Origin of the sequence: Tistrella sp., assembly GCF_002684955.1 — a bacterium.
Lineage (GTDB): Bacteria > Pseudomonadota > Alphaproteobacteria > Tistrellales > Tistrellaceae > Tistrella > Tistrella mobilis.
This window is the reverse complement of the sequence record NZ_NYWI01000073.1, coordinates 126208-142032: the sequence shown is the minus strand read 5'-3', so window position 1 is coordinate 142032 and position 15825 is coordinate 126208. Positions and strand designations below refer to the sequence as shown.

Here is a 15825-nt window from a genome sequence, read left to right as displayed (position 1 = left end):
GCCGGGATCTTCGTCAGAGGCTCTGGTCAGTCACGCATCTTCACATAGCTGCCGGGGGCGTCCTCGATCACCCCCAGAACCTCGCCCGGGGTCCGGGCCGGCACCTGCGCGCCGCCCAGGCGCTTGATCCATTTCGCCCAGTCGACCCACCACGAGCCGGCATGTTTCTCGGCGCCGGCAAACCAGGCCTCCGGATCGGCAGGCAGATCCTTATTGGTCCAGTAGTTGTACTTGTTGGCCGCCGGCGGGTTGATCACGCCGGCGATATGGCCCGAGGCGCCCAGCACGAAGCGGGTGTTGCCCGAATAGAGCTGGGTGGCGCGATAGGTCGATTTCCACGGCGCGATATGGTCCTGCTGCGCCGACAGGATGTAGACCGGGATGTCGATCTGCCTGAGGTCGATGGGCACGCCGCGCATGGTGATGCCGCCCGGCTCCACCAGCTTGTTCTCGCGGTACATATGCCGCAGATAGAAGCTGTGCATCGCCGCCGGCATGCGGGTGGCGTCGCTGTTCCAGTAGAGCAGATCGAAGGGGAAGGGATCCTTGCCCAGCAGGTAGTTGTTGACCACGAAACTCCAGATCAGGTCGTTGGACCGGAGCATGTTGAACGCGGTCGCCATCTTCCGGCCTTCGAGATAGCCCTTCTTCGACATGACCTTTTCCAGGTTGCCGATCTGGGCCTCGTCGACGAAGACCTTGATGTCGCCGGCGTCACGGAAGTCGGTGAGGGTGGTGAAGAAGGTGGCGCTCTTGACCCGCTTGTCGCCCTGCGCCTTCAGATAGGACAGCGTGGTGGCGAGCAGCGTACCGCCGATGCAGTAGCCGATGACGTTGACCTCGGCCACGCCGCTTTCTTCGGTCACCTTGTCGAGGGCGGTGATCAGACCTTCCACCATATAGTCTTCGAAGGTCTTCTTCGCCATCTCTTCGTCCGGGTTCACCCAGGAGACCACGAAGACGGTGTGGCCCTGTTCGACCGCAAACCGGATGAACGAGTTCTTGGGCTGAAGGTCGAGGATGTAGAACTTGTTGATCCATGGCGGCACGATCAGCAGCGGCCGCTTGTGCACGGTCTCGGTGGTGGGCGTGTACTGCAGGATCTGCATCAGCCCGTTCTGGAACACCACCTTGCCCGGTGCGGTCGCGACGTTGCGGCCCAGCTCGAAAGCCTTCTCGTCGGTCATGGAGATGCGCAGCTCACCGCCGCCCTTTTCCATGTCGCGGATCATGTTGTTGAGACCGCGGACCAGATTCTCGCCCTTGCTCTCGATCGTCGCCCGCAGCACTTCGGGGTTGGTGGTGACGAAATTCGACGGCGCCATCGCATCGACGAACTGACGGGTGTAGAAGTCGATCTTGCGGGCTTCGTCGGGGTCCATGCCCTGAACACCGTGTACGGTGTTCAGAATCCAGCGGGCGGTGAGCAGGTAGGACTGCTTGATGAAGTCGAAGAGCTGGTTCTCGCTCCAGTCCTTGTCCTTGAACCGCTTATCGGACGGCTCGGGTGCAATGACCGGCTTCGCCTCACCGCCGGCCATGCGGCTGGCGGTGGACTGCCAGAGATTGAGATAATCCTGCCAGAGCGCAGCCTGGGCCTCGACCAGACGGGCCGGGTTCTCCATCATGCGCTCGGTGAGATGGGTGAAAGCGGTGGTGAGGTTCAGGGGATCGGCGGGAGCGGACGTGTCCAGGCCTTCGTTCCGCGACAGAAAATCGCGGATGATCTGCTGGCTGCGCTCGGCAACCTCGCGCATGTTGCGTGCGAAGGCGTCGGCGTCGTCACGGCTGCCGGTGCTGCTTCCCCGGTCGGCTCCTTGCTCGGCCATCCTTACGTCCCTTATAGTTGCGCCGCCACAGTCGGCGATCGGTGGTACTGCGAGGTCGAGGTGAAGGCCATGATACGGGTGCAGGCGGCGGGGCTCAACGCTGCCTCGGTGGGGATGCGACGGAATTTCGCGGGACGCGCGGGCGGCGGCATGGCCGTGGCCGCGATGTTCGCGCTCGCCCTCGGCGCCTGTGCCGAAGGGCCCGGCGCCGGCACCGATCCCGATATCCGGGCTGCCCGCGCGGAATTTGCGGCGGCGCCGTTCCCGACCCTGAATTCGGTGCCCGAGAAGGCGCCACCGGTGACCCCGCTTGCCGAACGGGCCGAAATCCGCCAGGGCCTGGCGAGTGACCAGGCCCGCGCCGGCCAGGCGATTGCCGAGGCTGCGGCCGCCGCTGCTGCGGCGGCGAGCCGCCCCGAGGCGCCGCGGCCCGGGCTTTCGGTGGGCCGGATCGGTTTCGCCCCCGGCAGTGCCGCGATCGACGATGCCGCGGCGGCCGAACTGCGCGCCGCCTGGCGGATCGCCGCAGCGCGGGACGAAAGCCTGGCGCTCGTCGCCGGAACCGATCAGGGAACGGCGCTGGCCACCGCGCGGCTGGAGGCCGCATCCCGTCGTCTCGCCGAGATGGGGGCGCCCGCCACCCGGATCGCGCGGATCCAGGCGCCGGCAGGCTCGATGGCCCCGGATTTTGAAATTTTCATCGCACCCACCGGGGGCATCCGCTAAAAAGCGAAAATTTTCCCCTGTAGCGGACGACGGGCGCCGTGCGGGGGCGGCGCCCCGGCGCCGACGCATCCCGCGCCCGGAGACGTTCGAACCTCCCTTGCGGGCGACGGAAGTTCCGCCACCTGCTTCACCTGGTCTCCAAGCTGCGAGACGATCGACGGGAAGTGGTCCCATGGCAGACGAATTCGCGCGGATCCGGCGGCTGCCGCCGTATGTCTTCGCCGAAGTCAATCAGATGAAGGCCCGGCTGCGCGCCGCCGGCCGTGACATCATCGATCTCGGCATGGGCAATCCCGACACCCCGACGCCGGCCCATATCGTCGACAAGCTGGTCGAGGCGGTGCGCGATCCGAAGACGCATCGCTATTCCCAGTCGCGCGGCATTCCGGGCCTCCGCCGGGCGGCGTCGAGCTATTATCGCCGCCGTTTCGGGGTCGAGATCGACCCCGAGACCGAGGTCGTGGTGACCATCGGCTCGAAAGAGGGGCTCGCCAATCTCGCCTCGGCGATCACCACGCCGGGCGACGTGATCCTGGTCCCCAATCCGAGCTATCCGATCCATCCCTACGGTTTCGTGATCGCCGGCGCCAATATCCGCCATGTGCCCCATGGCCCCGGCTATGATTTCCTGGCCGAGCTGGAATATGCCGTGCGCCACACCTCGCCCAAGCCGGTGGCCATGGTGCTGAACTATCCGGGCAACCCGACCTCCGAGGTGATCGATGTCGCCCAGTATGAAAAGCTGGTCGCCTTCGCCCGCCGCCACGAGATGTACATCCTTTCGGACCTCGCCTATGCCGAGGTCTATTTCGACGGCGTGCCGCCGCCCTCGATCCTGTCGGTGCCGGGCGCGCGCGATCTGGCGGTGGAGTTCACCAGCCTCAGCAAGACCTACAACATGGCCGGCTGGCGCGTGGGCTTTGCCGCCGGCAACCGGCGTCTCATCCAGGCGCTGGCCAAGATCAAGTCCTATCTCGACTATGGCCAGTTCACCCCGGTTCAGGTGGCGGGTGCCGCGGCGCTGAACGGTCCGCAGGACTGCGTCGAGGAGATGCGGACGCTCTATCGCGAGCGTCGCGACGTGCTGGTCGAAGGCCTGCACGGCATCGGCTGGCCGGTGCCGACGCCGAAGGCCTCGATGTTCTGCTGGGCGCCGATCCCCGACGAGTTCAAGCATCTGGGCTCGCTCGAATTTTCCAAGCTGCTGCTCGCCCGCGCCGATGTCGCGGTGTCTCCGGGCATCGGCTTCGGTGAATATGGCGACGGCTATGTCCGCATCGCCATGGTCGAGAACAAGCACCGCATCCGTCAGGCGGTGCGCAACATCAAGCGGTTCTTCAAGGAATACCGTGAAGAACAGGCCCTGAAACCTGCCGAAGCACTCGAGGAAGTCCGATGAACGCCAGTCCCCTCTCCGCCGCCTCCGGGCATGCCGTGCCGCTCCGTGTGGGTGTGGCCGGCCTCGGTACCGTGGGCGTCGGGGTCGTCGAGATCCTGCGCAACCAGGCGGCGCTGATCGCCACCCGTGCCGGGCGGCCGATCGAGGTGACCGCGGTCTCGGCGCGTGATCGCGGCCGGGATCGCGGCGTCGATCTGGCAGGCCTCGGCTGGGAGGATGATGCCGTGGCACTGGCCCGGCGCGATGACGTCGATGTGGTCGTCGAACTGATCGGCGGCGCAGAGGGGACGGCGCTGGATCTTGCCCGTGCCGCTTTCTCGGGCGGCAAGTCCTTCGTGACGGCCAACAAGGCCATGATCGCAGCCCACGGCCCCGAGCTTGCGGCAGCCGCCGAGGAAAGCGGTCTGGCGCTGGCCTTCGAGGCGGCGGTTGCCGGCGGCATTCCGATCCTGAAGGCGCTGCGCGAAGGTCTGGCCGGCAATGCGGTCGGCCGGGTCTACGGCATCCTGAACGGCACCTGCAACTACATCCTGACCGAGATGCGGACCATCGGTCGCGACTTCTCGGACGTGCTGGCCCAGGCCCAGGCGCTGGGCTATGCCGAGGCCGATCCCACCTTCGACGTCGACGGCATCGACACCGCCCACAAGCTGGCGATCCTGGCGGCGCTGGCCTTCGGCGGCCGGCCCGATATCGATGCGATCCATGTCGAGGGCATCCGCCACGTCACCATCGACGACATCCGCTTTGCCGAGGAGCTGGGCTTCCGGATCAAGCTGCTGGGGGTGGCGCGGATGACCGGGCAGGGGCTTGAACAGCGGGTGCATCCCTGCATGGTGCCGCTGTCGGCGCCGATCGCCCATGTCGAAGGCGTGTTCAACGCCGTGGTCGCCGAAGGCGATGCCGTGGGCGGCACGATGTTCCAGGGTCGCGGCGCCGGCCGCGGCCCCACGGCTTCGGCGGTGGTTGCCGATCTGATCGACATTGCCCGCGGCCATGGCGGCCCGGCCTTCGCTGTGCCGGCCTTCTCGGTACCGGCTCTGGCGCTGGGTGCGCCGGCCGCGGCGCCGATCGATGCCCATGTCGGTGCCTTCTATATCCGCCTGATGGTGCTGGATCAGCCGGGCGTTCTGGCCGATGTGGCGCGCGCCTTCGCCACCGAGCAGGTCTCGCTTGAAAGCCTGATCCAGCGCGGTCGCAGCGAGGTGGAGGCGGTGCCGGTGGTGCTGACCACCCATGCCACCTCCGAGGCGGCGCTGCGCCGGGCGCTCGACACCATCGCCGCCCTGCCGGCGGTGATCGAGCCGCCGCGGATGATCCGGATCGAAAACAGCCTCTGAACCAGACGACGAACGGGTGAACGGGCGGGACAGGCTGCATATCCCGCCCGTTTTCCATCCGGTTGGTGTCCATCCCCCGATTCAGCCTCTGGCGCCCGAGGCGCTTCGGGCTTAGGGTATCGCCGGAGTGGGATGACATCCGTCGTCGGCGCGACCCGGCCGCAATCTGGCTGTCCGGAACTCTGATGATTCCGGGCGGTCGTTGCGTTATTTTCCCCCGTGGGTTTCAGACCGACGCTGAACGGCTACAAGACGAGAGCGATGATCACTTACAGCATGGATCGCAACCTGGCCCTCGAGGCCGTGCGTGTCACCGAATTCGCCGCGCTGGCCTGCGCCAAGATGATCGGCAAGGGTGACGAGAAGGCCGCCGACCAGGCCGCCGTGGACGCGATGCGCCGCGCGCTGAACAGCCTCGAGATCGATGGTACGGTTGTGATCGGTGAGGGCGAGCGCGACGAAGCCCCGATGCTGTACATCGGCGAGAAGGTCGGCACCGGCAAGGGGCCGAAGGTCGATATCGCCCTCGATCCGCTGGAAGGCACCACCATCTGCGCCACCGGCGGCCCCAACGCGCTCGCGGTTCTGGCCATGGCCGAAGAGGGCAAGTTCCTGAACGCGCCCGACGTCTACATGGACAAGATCGCCGTCGGCGGCGGCCTGCCCGAGGGTGTGGTGAGCCTCGAGAACACGGTCGAAGAGAACCTGAAGAGCCTGGCCCGGGCCAAGGGCGTCGAGATTTCGGACCTGACCGCCTGCATCCTGAACCGCCCGCGCCATGCCGAGCTGATCGCCAGGGTCCGCGAGTCCGGCGCGCGCATCCAGCTGATCGGCGATGGTGACGTGGCCGGCGTGATCGCGACCGCGCGTCCCGATACCGGCATCGACATCTATATGGGCTCGGGCGGTGCGCCGGAAGGCGTGCTGGCGGCGGCGGCGCTGCGCGCCATCGGCGGCCAGATGCAGGGCAAGCTGCTGTTCCGCAATGACGACGAGCGCGGCCGTGCCCATCGCCTGGGCATCACCGACCTCAACCGGATCTACAACCTGCTGGATCTGGCCTCGGGCGACGTGATCTTCTCGGCCACTGGCGTCACCGACGGCTCGATGCTGCGCGGCGTGCATCGCGTGGGCGTGAACCACTGGTCGACCCAGAGCCTGATCATGCGGTCCAAGACCGGCACCGTCCGGGTGATCTCGGCCGAGCATAATTTCGGCCGCAAGACCGCCTTCGACTGATCCGGCCGCTCTCTCCGAGCGACCCTCATTCTCTCCGGAGTATCGAACCTGCCCATGGACGTTCTGCTCCGTGATGCCGCGGTTCTCGGCGTCGAACGCTCGCTTGGCGGACGACGTTGGGAAACGCGGCTCGCCGATCAGCGCCTGGGATTGGCCCTTGCCCAGCGCCTGGGCCTGCCCGAGATCGTCGGGCGGGTCCTGGCCGGGCGCGGGGTCGGCCTGGACGACGCCGACGATTTCCTGAACCCCAGCCTGCGTGTCGCACTGCCCGATCCGTCGCATCTGCGCGATATGGACCGGGCCGTCGACCGTCTGGCTGCGGCGATCGCCGGCCGTGAGCCGATCGCGGTCTTCGGCGATTACGATGTCGACGGCGCCACCTCCACCGCACTCGTCACCCGGTTTCTGCGCGGGATCGGCGTGCCGGTGGTGGTCTATATCCCCGACCGGATGACCGAGGGCTATGGTCCCAACGCCGCGGCCATGACCGCGCTCGCCGCCCGTGGTGTGCGGGTGGTGGTGACGGTCGATTGCGGCACCACGGCCTTCGCCGCCCTCGAGGCCGCGCGGGCCGCCCATCTCGACGTGGTGGTCGTCGATCATCATATCGGCGAGCCGGAACTGCCGGCGGCCCTTGCCGTGGTCAATCCCAACCGTTTCGACGAAACCAGCCCCCATGGCCAGATGGCCGCGGTGGGCGTGGCCTTTCTGCTGCTGGTGGGGCTGAACCGCGCCCTGCGTGACGGTGGCGTGTATGACAGGCTGGGCGTCAAGCCGCCCGATCTGATGGGGCTGCTGGACCTGGTGGCACTCGGCACCGTGTGTGACGTGGTGCCGCTGACCGGCGTCAACCGGGCCTTCGTTGCCCAGGGCATCAAGGTCCTGGCTCGCCGCCGTAATACCGGGCTGGCACGTCTGGCGGATATCGCCCGGCTCGATGAGACCCCCGAAGCCTATCACCTCGGCTATGTGCTGGGCCCCCGGATCAATGCCGGTGGTCGGGTCGGTCAGGCGGATCTGGGGGCGCGGCTGCTCGGCACCGATGATCCCGACGAGGCCACCGGCATCGCCATGGAACTCGACCGGCTGAACACCGAACGCCGCGAGATCGAGGCGGCGGTCGAGGCCGAGGCGCTTGAGGCCGCCGAACGCCAGGCCGATGCGCCCTTCATCCTGGTCGCGGGCGACGGCTGGCATCCGGGCGTGATCGGCATCGTGGCCGGGCGGATCAAGGAACGCTTCCATCGGCCGGTCTTCGTTGTTGCGGTCGACGGCACCACCGGCATCGGCAAGGGCTCCGGCCGCTCGGTGCCGGGCGTCGATCTGGGGTCTGCCGTGACGGCCGCGCGCCAGGCCGGGCTGCTGGTCAATGGCGGCGGCCATGCCATGGCGGCCGGGCTGACGGTCGAGGTGGCGCAGCTGGTCGATCTGCATGGCTTTCTGGCCGAGCGTATCATCGCCCAGACCGGCGGCGAGCCGCCGGCCCCGCGGCTGGGCCTGGATGGCGTGCTGGCGGTCGGGGGGGCCACCACCGATCTTGTCTCGGTGCTGGAACGCATCGGGCCCTTTGGAACCGGCAATGCCCAGCCGCGCTTCGCGCTGTCGGGCGAGCGGATCCTGAAGGCCGATGTGGTCGGCCAGGGGCATATCCGGGTGATCATGGGTGCCGAGGATGGCTCGCGGCTGAAGGGCATGGCCTTCCGTGCGGCGGACAATGCCATCGGCAGCGCGCTGCTTCAGGCGCGTGGCATGCCTTTGCATGTGGCGGGCGGTCTCAGACGCGATCGTTGGCAGGGCCGTGACGACGTTCAGATGTTCATCGACGACGTGGCGGCCGCCCGCTGACGCCGCTGTCCTGCTTCAAAGGCGCGCGGTCGGCAATGGCACCCGCCGGCCGTCGATCTCCACCCGCGTGACCGAAACGCCATAGGCGCGGGCGAGGGCGGCATCGTCGAGTGCCGTCTCGGGCGGGCCGTCGGCCAGGACCCGCCCCTCGCCCAGCAGGATCGCCCGGTCGGCGAACCGTGCTGCCAGCGCCAGATCGTGCAGAACCACCACCACGACCCGCCCCTGGGCCGCGAGGTCGCGCAACAGCGCCATGACCTCCAGCTGATGGGCCGGGTCGAGCCCGGCCAGCGGCTCGTCGGCGAGGATGACCCGCGGCTCTCCGGCGAGCACGCGGGCGAGATGGGCGCGCATCCGCTCCCCACCCGACAGATGATCGATCCGCCGGTCGCGGAAGCCGGTCATGCCGGTACGGGCGAGGGCGGCTTCGACCGCCGCTTCGTCGGCGCGCGGATCCAGACTGCCGAAGGCGCCGCGATGGGGCAGGCGGCCGAGGCGGGCGAGGGCCGCGACACTCAGCGGCCAATGGCATTCCGGCTGCTGTTCCAGATAGCCCATCACCCGCGCCCGGGCACGGTCGCCCAGACGGGCGAGCGGCTCGCCGTCCAGCCGGACCTCGCCCGTGGCCGGCGCAAGCAGCCCGGCCAGGATCGCGAGCAGGGTCGATTTGCCGGCCCCGTTCGGCCCGACCAGGGCGATGAGGCCGCCGGCCGGCAAAGTGAGGGTAACCCGGTCCAGAATGGTCCGATCGCCCAGCACGGCGCGGACATCCGCAAGGTCGAGGGCCGGCACGGCGCTCACCATGAGCCACGCTCCGCCCGGGCCCGGGTCAGCAGGATGTGCAGGAAGACCGGTGCGCCGATCAGCGCGGTGGCTACGCCGACGCGGATTTCGGTACCGTCGCCGATCAGCCGGCCGGCAAGATCGGCCAGCGGCAGCAGGATTGCGCCGCCCGCCATGCTTGCCGGCACCAGCCGGCCGGGGCGGTGGCCGACGAAGGGTCTGAGGGCATGGGGCACGATCAGCCCGACGAAGCCGATGCCGCCGGCAACGGCGGTGGCCGATCCGACCCCGATCGCGGTTGCCGCCACCACCTGCAGGCGCAGCCGGCCAAGGCGCACGCCCATCGAACGGGCGGTGCGCTCTCCCAGCCCCAGGGCATCGAGCCCGGCGCCGCAGCCGGTGAGCAGCAGCAGAGAGACGGCCGCGAAGGGGGCGAGCAGTCCGGCATCGGCAAGCGTGCGATCGGCAACCGATCCGATCAGCCAGTCGACCATTTCCAGCGTCGCATAGGGGCTGGGGGCGAAAGTGAGGGCAAGCGAGACGAAGGCGGTGGCGAGGGCGCCGACGCCCACGCCCGCCAGGATCAGCGACAGCCCGCCACCGCGCCCCAGCGCCAGGACCAGCGCCAGGCCGATCGCCGCGCCGGCAAGCCCCGCCGCGGCCGGTGCGGGACCGTCGAGTACGCCGGCATGGCCGAAATAGATCGCGGTCACGGCGCCCAGAGCCGCTGTAGACGAGGCGCCGAGGGTGGATGGCTCCGCCAGCGGGTTGCGGGTCAGCCCCTGAAGCGCTGCCCCGCAGGCCCCCAGCACCGCACCGATCATCATGGCGATCAGCGTGCGGGGCAGGCGCAGCTCCAGCATCACGATTTCCGACGCAGTGGACGGCGCATCGATGCCGAGCAGAACCCGGGGGTCGGGCGCGATCCAGCCCGACGGCCCATAGCCGAGCGAGGCCCAGCCCACGATCAGAGGCAGGATCGCCAGCAGGATCCAGGTCACCCGGCGGGTCGCCGTGCCGCTCATGAGGCGTCTCCTTCGGCGGCAATCGCGGGTCTGGCGGACAGCCGCCGGGCGACCGGCAGCAGGGCTTCGGCGATGTCGAGTGCATCGGGCAGCCCGCAGACCAGAAGATTGCCCGGCACGCGGATCATCTCGGGCGCCATGTCGCCCAGCGCCGCGAGGCGGGCGAGGGCGGGATGGCGCGGCAGGCGATGGACCAGGGCCGGTGCGGCGCCGGGCATACTCTCGATCAGGATTGCCTCGGGCCGGGCGCGGATTGCGGCTTCCAGCTCCACCCGCCAGTCACCGCCGCGACGGGCACGCCCTGCCGGGTCGAACCGATGCTCGAGGATGTTGTCGAAACCGCCCATCACCAGCATGGCATGGGCAAGACCGCCCGGCCCGACCATGCTGCCATCGGCGCGCAGCATCAATGCGCGCGGGCGGCGGGGCAGGGTGGCGGCACGGGCGGCAAGGTCGGCGGCGCGGGCCTCCAGCCGGGCGACCTCCGCCTCGGCCCGGGCGCTCGCCGCAGGGCCCAGCAGGCGGCCTGCGCGCAACAGGCCGTCGCGGATCATGTCGACGCTGGCGGCGGGGCGGAAGCGTTCGACCCGTGTGCCCAGCCGCTCCAGGGCGGCGGCGGCTGCCGTGGCGCCGAACCGGCCGGCCAGAACCAGATCGGGTTCCAGTGCATGCACCGTCTCGGCCGAGGCGGCCACCTGGGGAACGGTCGCCGCACGTGCGGCCTCGACCGACAGCTTCGGGTCGCGCGACAACGGGCCGACCCCGGCGATCTGGCCGGGGTCGCCCAAACGCAGCAGCAGCTGATCGGTGCAGAGATTGATCGACACCACCCGCATCGGCCCCTCCGCCGCATCGGCGGATGCGGCGAGCACCAGGAGCGCCAGTACGGCGCCGGTCATGGCACGACGAAGGGACAAGATCGGGCGCTGATCCAGAGGGATGGCAAGGGCGGCGAATGGTGGCGCAAGCCCCGCCCGAGTGCAAGCCGGAGAGCGGTCGCGTACCCGCCTTGCAATCTCTCTTCGTAAAATGCTTGACGCGGCGCCCGACGCCGAATATGTGTACGCCCCGTGGACGGCGGCGGCGCCCGGAGGCACCGCGCACCGGCCACGAAAGACAGGCAATGCCCCTATCGTCTAGAGGTTAGGACACCGCTCTTTCAAGGCGGAGACACGGGTTCAATTCCCGTTGGGGGTGCCATCTTCTCGCATTCCGATGAATGCGTTTCCGCAGGCCGGTCCGGGTTCGGGCCGGTTTTTTTTGCGTCTGATGGTGGGCGGTACCCGGCTTCGGATCAGGCGCCGTCGGCGAGGGAGTAGACCTCGTTCGGCCCACGGCCCTTGCGGCGCAGGGTCTCCAGCGCTTCCGACACCAGCATGTCGTCACGTCCCCAGACCACCCGATCGCCCTGGAGCGAGGCATTGACCATCGCACCGGTGCGCACCGTCACGGCGGAACTGGCGGTGAATTCGGTGGTGACGTCGTAGGGCAGCAGGAAGGTCGAGATATTCGAGATCTCATCCTCGTTCATCTCTGCCGGCTCAAGGATCTTGTGCCAGCGCCCGGAGGCGGTATAGAGCCAGCGCCCCGCATATTCCGTCTTCGGGAAGGTCGTGTCGACGGTAACCGTCGTATAACCCGTGGCAGTGTTGTAGCTGGCCGAGGTGACGGTGGTGGTCAGCAGCGCGGCGAAGAGCGGGAGACTGTACTCGAAGCTTCGCGGATCGAGTTTCACGTCCAGACCATGGTGGGGAAGGTGCTCGACGAAAACGTTGCTGTTCACGCTCATACCCAGAGCCGAGGCTGTCGTCCCGGTGAGGGTGTACCAGCGCTCGGACGACGTGATGTAGTCGCTTCCGGCCAGGGCACGCGCGACGTGCCCGTTCGTTGCGGACGCAACCGTGCATCGGATGTCCTGGTCGCTCGTACCGGTGTTCAGATCGGTGATGGTTCCGACATGGATGTTGTTTCCCGAGGAAACGGTCACCTTGCCCTTGCGCTTGAGCGGTGACGGCATGCGGGCGTCGATGAAGCAGGTTGCGAACTGGTCGGTGTCGACGCCGAGATAGCCGATGCTCCCCATCCAGGTGATCCTGGGCCAGGTTGGCCGGCGCGAGGCATAGGTGGCGCCGGTGTGGCCATAACTTCCTTCCAGGACGATCTGCGGAGCATTGCCACCGCCGCCCATTGCGCAGGTCCGGTCACCGTGCAGAGAGGCCGTCCCCTTCATGATCACCCGGGGGCCGACGATCCCCGCAAGCAGGAAATTCGACAGCTTGATGGAGCCGCCATCAATATAGATGGCACCCTCGCTCGGCGACTTGCTGGCATCGCCATAGCAGTCGATTTTGCCTTCCTGGACGGAGATTTCGGCACCGTCGGCGACGTAGATCCCGCAATACTTCGGTTGTTCCAGATGAAGGCCGTCGATGTTCAGGTTGTTGGTGCCCGCCAGGAAGATCACGGCGGCATCGGTTGCAGGGGTGGGCGTGACACCGGGACGTGCTTCAGGCCAGTAGATGTCGATGTCCGCCCAGTTCATGTCGTAGACCCCGTCGGTGACGATCGACGGCCCCTTCTGGCGCCAGAAGCGGACTTTGCGCAGCATCCAGAGATGAGCGCCATTCTGGATCGAGGCAGGATGGGTCAGATAGATGGAGGCTCTGGTGTTGCACTCGTTGAAAGTGAGGTTCTCGATCAGGCCGCCATTGGTGCCCTCGGAATAGAAGATGTAGTCATCCGGCACGGTTCCGTAGATCGTGGCATTGGGACCGGTACCGATCAGGTTCGTCCGGCCATACATCGTGATACGCCGGGTGATCTTGTAGCTGCCGTCGCTGATATGCACGGGACCGTAGAAGCAGGCCGCTTCGAAGGCGTCGCTGTCATTGGTGCTGTTATTGCCCCGGGCGCCGAAACAGCGCACGTTCAGCCGGTCTCTGGATGCCATCACGCGCCGCCACAGGCCGGGGCCACTCGTCTGCCCGGTCGGCACAATGCGGGTGCCGCCGTCATCGGGCGTGCTGCGTCCGGGGATGATCTCGTTGCTGTTCCAGGCCGAGGCATCCCAGCGGAACAGTCCGCCGGCACCATCGCCTGCACTGTGATAGCCGAGCACCCGGACCATCGTCCAGGGACCGGTGGTGGCGAGGCTGCGCAGATCGGTAATGGTGTCGACGATCGCGAGTTCGTCGATGTCGTGAAGTGCCATCGGGTGGCCTTTCCTCGTGTGGTGTCGGACGCTGGTGTCGGCCCGTTCCGGTTGACTGCAGGGAGAGGCTAGAGCCCTCCGCACCCTTCGTGTTCGCCGGGGGGGCGCCACATTGCTGCCGCATCACCGCACTTGCCCTGACCTCGCCACTTGACCAGCCGGGCCCGACGCGGTCTTAGTATGGCCCGAGCGCGGGAGCGTGGCCGGAAGACGCCGCGCCTGGCGCCGCGGTCGGTACCGGCCGGTGGCGATCGCGGTGAGGAACTGCGACGGCTGCCGGTCTGACACCCATAGCGGACGCTGACGAGGAACGAAGACGGCATGTCACTGGGGCTGAACGCCGGCCGCCGCCGCGAAAAGCGGCGCCGGCGGATGATGATGCTGAAATGGCTGGCGGGGCTGGCGATCATTGCCGGTGCGGGCGCCTATGCCTATCGCACCGGCGCGATGCTGGCCGAAGGCGAGGTCCGGCGACTGGAACAGTCCGTCGCCGACCTGAATGTCAGGCTTTCGGAACTGGGCGCCGAGAATGCCCGCCTGCGCGAGGCGCGCGAAAGTGCGCTGATCGAGGTGGAACAGTGGCGCCAGCGCTATCAGAAGGATGTCCCGACGGGGCAGCTGGCCGAGATTCTGACCCGTGTGCAAAGCCGGATGGCCGACGGGGTGAAGCCCGAGCGGCTGAATTTCGTGATCGGCGCGGTCAGCAACGAGCGACGCTGCGAGGGCGGCCCGGTCACCAAGCGCTTCATTCTGCCGACCCCGCTTTCCACCGGCAGCAATGACGCGGTGACCTTCGCCGACGGGCTGATCACCGTCACCGGCCGGGGCGAGACCTCGGTCAACGACAAGGGTGACCGCGAGGCCTGGTTCGATCCGTCGCAGCCGGTGACGCTGCGCTTCATCGAGATCGGCGGTCGGGCGACCGAGGCCACCGGCACACTGCCATTGCAGCACAGCATGGTCATCGGCGACCGCGAATACCGCTTCGCCATCCGGGCCAGCAATCGCAGCTTCGTCGAGGTGTCGTCGGACGTCTGCGCCTATCCCTGAATGCCGGCCCTGCCGTCATCGAACGATCATGCCGTAGTCATGGGGGCGACATCTCGCCGGGGCATCCTCTGCCCCGGCTTCCGCGGCGGCCCGATGGTCGGGCGGAAGCGGCGATTGCATTCACGGAAAGGCCGACCTTCGCCCCGGGCTCGCCCCCGGGGCATTTTTTTGCGCAGCCACCGGCTTCCGGGAGGCTTGCTCCGGATCAGGGGGCATGCCAACGTCTCGGCCCAGAGCTGATATCTGACCGGTTCCGGAGACGAGAGGATGATCCGCACGGGTTGGCGGCCGCTGACGGCCGCAGATCTCGACCGTGTGAACGAGATTGCCGATGCGGTGCATCTCGATTTCCCGGAACGTGCAGAGGTTCCGGCCGAACGGCTGCGCCTGTTTCCGGCCGGCTGCTTCGCCGCGATCGCCGATGACCGGATGGTCGGGTATGCGGTGACCCATCCCTGGATCGACGGCCGGCCGCCGGCATTGGACAGCCTGCTGGGTGCGATCCCCGGCGACGCCGACTGCCTGTATATTCACGACGTGGCCCTGCTGCCCGCGGCGCGGGGGCGGGGGCTCGCCCGGCAGCTTGTGGGGATGCTGGACCGGCTGGCCCGCGATCATGGCCTGCCGCGTCTGGCATTGACGGCGGTCGGCGGGTCGGCACCCGGATGGGCCGCGATGGGTTTCAGCGCGCGTGACGTGGCGCCGGGCTCGGCGCTTGCCGTGAAGCTCGCCAGTTATGAAGCCGATGCCCGCTATATGACCCGGGAGCCGGACACCCATGGATGACCGCCTGATCGCCATCGAAGAACGTATGGCCCATCTGGAGCGCATGCTGGACGAGGCCTCGGCCGAGATCCTGCGCCAGGACCGGCTGATCGACGGGCTGGTCCGGCGGATCCAGCGGCTTGAAAACCGGCTTGCCGAGCTTGCGTCCGGCATTGATGACGGGCCGGAGCCGGGCGCCTCCTTCATCCCCTGATACATACCCAGATCCACAGGTCGATCGGGGGCGGGCAAATTTTTGTCGGGTCATCGGGGCGCGGCGGAATGCCGCAGTGCTGCCGGATTTCCGTGGCCTGAGCGGGGGCCGGTCCGGCCGGCGGTGTGGCCGCACGGCGATTTCTTCTTGAAGCCTGCGTGTCCGGGCAACAAGTGATTCATATCGGAGCCTGAATGAACCCGCATCGCTCCGGTCCGGATGGCATACGGCAGGGCCGTTCGGGAACCGATCGCGGCTCTGAACCGCGACATGCGCGATAGACCTTCACGTCTGCCGTCGTTCGGCGATCAGGGTGACCCTTATCCGGCCACATGGGCCGGTCGATCCGACGTCGGCGGACGCGAACCGGACGCAAGGGCTCTGGCTGGCCCCCGCGGC

The 15825-nt window shown here is 67.9% G+C and carries 13 protein-coding genes and 1 tRNA gene; 9 read left to right on the top strand and 5 right to left on the bottom strand.

From position 1 onward, the window contains the following. Positions 1 to 26: 26 nt before the first annotated feature. Entirely contained in the window at positions 27 to 1829 is a 1803-nt protein-coding gene (locus tag CMO28_RS23960) for a PHA/PHB synthase family protein (RefSeq protein WP_014745461.1), read from the bottom strand. Positions 1830 to 1889: 60 nt separating this feature from the next. On the opposite strand from CMO28_RS23960, the gene CMO28_RS23955 reads away from it, so the two are divergent. The 5 genes from CMO28_RS23955 to recJ all read left to right on the top strand — a co-directional run bounded on the left by CMO28_RS23955 (position 1890) and on the right by recJ (position 8378). Beyond that, positions 1890 to 2555: a hypothetical protein gene (locus CMO28_RS23955; RefSeq protein WP_296718113.1), complete on the top strand. Its 666-nt coding sequence runs from the start codon at positions 1890 to 1892 to the stop codon at positions 2553 to 2555. A gap of 172 nt (positions 2556 to 2727) precedes the next feature. Continuing rightward, positions 2728 to 3954 carry an LL-diaminopimelate aminotransferase gene (locus tag CMO28_RS23950; protein WP_014745460.1) on the top strand — a complete coding sequence of 409 codons (1227 nt, stop codon included), beginning with the start codon at positions 2728 to 2730 and terminating at the stop codon, positions 3952 to 3954. Then, entirely contained in the window at positions 3951 to 5294 is a 1344-nt protein-coding gene (locus tag CMO28_RS23945; protein ID WP_296718108.1) for a homoserine dehydrogenase, read from the top strand. The genes CMO28_RS23950 and CMO28_RS23945 overlap by 4 nt, the downstream gene beginning before the upstream one ends. 261 nt (positions 5295 to 5555) lie before the next feature. Beyond that, on the top strand, positions 5556 to 6533 hold the full coding sequence (gene glpX / locus CMO28_RS23940) for a class II fructose-bisphosphatase (RefSeq protein ID WP_231889265.1): 978 nt from the start codon (positions 5556 to 5558) through the stop codon (positions 6531 to 6533). Between the two features lie 54 nt (positions 6534 to 6587). Beyond that, entirely contained in the window at positions 6588 to 8378 is a 1791-nt protein-coding gene (gene recJ, locus CMO28_RS23935) for a single-stranded-DNA-specific exonuclease RecJ (RefSeq protein WP_296718106.1), read from the top strand. Between the two features lie 15 nt (positions 8379 to 8393). Here recJ and CMO28_RS23930 read toward each other — a convergent pair whose 3' ends face one another. Genes CMO28_RS23930 through CMO28_RS23920 form a run of 3 tightly spaced genes read right to left on the bottom strand, consistent with a single transcriptional unit; the run spans position 8394 to position 11103 of the window. Further along, a complete protein-coding gene (locus CMO28_RS23930) occupies positions 8394 to 9182 on the bottom strand; it encodes an ABC transporter ATP-binding protein (RefSeq protein ID WP_296718103.1) in 789 nt (262 codons plus the stop codon). Beyond that, the gene (locus CMO28_RS23925; RefSeq protein WP_296718100.1) at positions 9176 to 10186 is read right to left on the bottom strand and encodes a FecCD family ABC transporter permease; all 1011 of its coding nucleotides are present in this window, start codon (positions 10184 to 10186) and stop codon (positions 9176 to 9178) included. The genes CMO28_RS23930 and CMO28_RS23925 overlap by 7 nt, the downstream gene beginning before the upstream one ends. Next, positions 10183 to 11103 carry an ABC transporter substrate-binding protein gene (locus tag CMO28_RS23920; protein WP_296718095.1) on the bottom strand — a complete coding sequence of 307 codons (921 nt, stop codon included), beginning with the start codon at positions 11101 to 11103 and terminating at the stop codon, positions 10183 to 10185. Before CMO28_RS23920 ends, CMO28_RS23925 begins: the two co-directional genes overlap by 4 nt. 208 nt (positions 11104 to 11311) lie before the next feature. On the opposite strand from CMO28_RS23920, the gene CMO28_RS23915 reads away from it, so the two are divergent. Further along, a tRNA-Glu gene (locus CMO28_RS23915) sits at positions 11312 to 11386 on the top strand. A gap of 94 nt (positions 11387 to 11480) precedes the next feature. On the opposite strand, the gene CMO28_RS23910 is transcribed toward CMO28_RS23915, so the two are convergent. Next, complete coding sequence (locus CMO28_RS23910) at positions 11481 to 13397, bottom strand: glycosyl hydrolase family 28-related protein (protein WP_296718093.1); 1917 nt, start codon at positions 13395 to 13397, stop codon at positions 11481 to 11483. Positions 13398 to 13718: 321 nt separating this feature from the next. Between CMO28_RS23910 and CMO28_RS23905 the strand changes: the two genes are divergently transcribed. From CMO28_RS23905 to CMO28_RS23895, 3 genes are all read left to right on the top strand, one after another. Continuing rightward, positions 13719 to 14447: a hypothetical protein gene (locus CMO28_RS23905; RefSeq protein WP_062761388.1), complete on the top strand. Its 729-nt coding sequence runs from the start codon at positions 13719 to 13721 to the stop codon at positions 14445 to 14447. 267 nt (positions 14448 to 14714) lie between these two features. Continuing rightward, positions 14715 to 15233: a GNAT family N-acetyltransferase gene (locus CMO28_RS23900; protein ID WP_296718090.1), complete on the top strand. Its 519-nt coding sequence runs from the start codon at positions 14715 to 14717 to the stop codon at positions 15231 to 15233. Further along, positions 15226 to 15426, top strand: a complete 201-nt coding sequence (locus CMO28_RS23895; RefSeq protein WP_062761386.1) for a SlyX family protein — start codon at positions 15226 to 15228, stop codon at positions 15424 to 15426. Before CMO28_RS23900 ends, CMO28_RS23895 begins: the two co-directional genes overlap by 8 nt. The last annotated feature ends 399 nt before the right edge of the window (positions 15427 to 15825 follow it).

What these genes read in the sequence shown, in the direction of transcription:
- CMO28_RS23945 (WP_296718108.1), top strand. Translation starts at nt 3,951, where the DNA reads ATGAACGCCAGTCCCCTCTCCGCCGCCTCCGGGCATGCCGTGCCGCTC.
- CMO28_RS23900 (WP_296718090.1), top strand. Translation starts at nt 14,715, where the DNA reads ATGATCCGCACGGGTTGGCGGCCGCTGACGGCCGCAGATCTCGACCGT.
- recJ (WP_296718106.1), top strand. Translation starts at nt 6,588, where the DNA reads ATGGACGTTCTGCTCCGTGATGCCGCGGTTCTCGGCGTCGAACGCTCG.
- CMO28_RS23930 (WP_296718103.1), bottom strand. Translation starts at nt 9,182, where the DNA reads ATGGTGAGCGCCGTGCCGGCCCTCGACCTTGCGGATGTCCGCGCCGTG.
- CMO28_RS23905 (WP_062761388.1), top strand. Translation starts at nt 13,719, where the DNA reads ATGTCACTGGGGCTGAACGCCGGCCGCCGCCGCGAAAAGCGGCGCCGG.
- CMO28_RS23910 (WP_296718093.1), bottom strand. Translation starts at nt 13,397, where the DNA reads ATGGCACTTCACGACATCGACGAACTCGCGATCGTCGACACCATTACC.
- CMO28_RS23950 (WP_014745460.1), top strand. Translation starts at nt 2,728, where the DNA reads ATGGCAGACGAATTCGCGCGGATCCGGCGGCTGCCGCCGTATGTCTTC.
- CMO28_RS23925 (WP_296718100.1), bottom strand. Translation starts at nt 10,186, where the DNA reads ATGAGCGGCACGGCGACCCGCCGGGTGACCTGGATCCTGCTGGCGATC.
- glpX (WP_231889265.1), top strand. Translation starts at nt 5,556, where the DNA reads ATGATCACTTACAGCATGGATCGCAACCTGGCCCTCGAGGCCGTGCGT.
- CMO28_RS23895 (WP_062761386.1), top strand. Translation starts at nt 15,226, where the DNA reads ATGGATGACCGCCTGATCGCCATCGAAGAACGTATGGCCCATCTGGAG.
- CMO28_RS23960 (WP_014745461.1), bottom strand. Translation starts at nt 1,829, where the DNA reads ATGGCCGAGCAAGGAGCCGACCGGGGAAGCAGCACCGGCAGCCGTGAC.